1 protein-coding gene is annotated in these 1,384 nt (G+C 65.8%); it reads right to left on the bottom strand.

Annotated elements, in window-relative coordinates; genetic code table 11:
• Positions 1 to 268: 268 nt before the first annotated feature.
• Complete coding sequence (locus EZM81_RS17930; RefSeq protein WP_136646728.1) at positions 269 to 1,297, bottom strand: IS110 family transposase; 1,029 nt, start codon at positions 1,295 to 1,297, stop codon at positions 269 to 271.
• Between the last annotated feature and the right edge of the window lie 87 nt (positions 1,298 to 1,384).

Raw genomic sequence — 1,384 nt, 5'->3', positions numbered from 1 at the left:
CTTCTTTTGTGGATGCCGCTCGGTTTGCAAGGAATTTCTGATCGTCCGGACATGTGATCGAGTGCGGTCTTTTGTCAGGCCTGTTCGTGCGGCTGACTGGCGCCGCTGGCCGGGATGGTGATGCGCGGAGCGGGGCCACATCTCCAAGAGCGAGCTCGAGGCTCGGAGAAGGTTTCTGGTTTGCCCGACCCGGATCATGTCGATCAATTGCCCATTCGGATCTTGTCTTCCTCACAACTCGGTGGCCCGGAAGCCAGTCGATGCCTGTTCAGGCGCCGATCAGCACCGGGCCGCGATAGCTTTCGCCGCGCGTCAGCATCGCCCAGATGCCGCGCGCCATCTTGTTCGCCAGCGCGGTGGCCACGACCGGGACCGGCTTGCGTTCCAGCATCCGTGCCAGCCACGAGCCTTTCGGCGCACCGCGGCGCGAGGCCCAGCGGATCACAGCGGCGGCCCCGATCACCAGCAATCGCCGGATGTCGCGCTGCCCCATCTTCGAGGTCTTCCCGAGCTTCTGCTTGCCGCCGCTGGAATGCTGCCGCGGCACCAGGCCGAGCCAGGCGGCGAAATCGCGTCCGCGCCGGAATTGCTCCATCGGCGGGGCGAAGGTCTCGACCGCGAGCGCGGTGATCGGCCCGACGCCTGGCATCGTCTGCAGCTGGCGCGGCAGGTCTGCTTCCTGCGACATGGCCGCGATCCGCGCCTTCAGCGCATCAATCCGGGCAGTTAGCTGAGCGATCTGATCGATGAGCATGCGGCAGATGTCCCGCGCGAGGTCCGGCACGCCGCTACCGGGATCGTCGACGACCTTGGCCAAGCGCGGCAGGTAGCCAATCCCTTCCGGGGCGATATGGCCGAACTCGTAGAGATGCGACCGCAGCGCGTTCACGGCCTCGGTGCGCTGCTTCACGAGCTGTTCGCGGGTGCGGAACGCGACAGCCCGCGCCTGCTGGTCGACCGATTTCGGTTCAACGAACCGCATGGTTGGTCGCAGGGCCGCCTCGACGATCGCCTCGGCATCGGCCGCGTCATTCTTCTGGCGCTTCAGGAATGGCTTGACGTAGTGCGGCGCAATCAGCCGCACCTCATGCCCGTGCCGTGCCATCTCCCGCGCCCAGTGATGCGCGCTGGCGCAGGCCTCCATCGCCACGAGGCAGGGCGGCTGGTCCGCCATGAACCGGGCAAACTGCGGCCGCGACAGCTTCTTGCGGAACACGACCGACCCGTCAGCCGCCGCGCCATGAACCTGGAACACGTTCTTTGCCAGATCGACGCCGATGATGCTAACTTCTCCCATGGATGCCCTCTCCTACAGCTTGTGCTTCGACACCACGAGTTTGGCACATCGCGATGCCGTCAGGGGAGAGCGGCATCCACCCCATCT

Source organism: Tabrizicola sp. YIM 78059, from assembly GCF_004959785.1.
Taxonomy (GTDB): Bacteria; Pseudomonadota; Alphaproteobacteria; order Rhodobacterales; family Rhodobacteraceae; genus Tabrizicola; species Tabrizicola caldifontis.
Note: the sequence above shows the minus strand (reverse complement) of the source record. Positions and strands in the feature narration are given on the sequence as shown.

What these genes read in the sequence shown, in the direction of transcription:
- EZM81_RS17930 (WP_136646728.1), bottom strand. Translation starts at nt 1,297, where the DNA reads ATGGGAGAAGTTAGCATCATCGGCGTCGATCTGGCAAAGAACGTGTTC.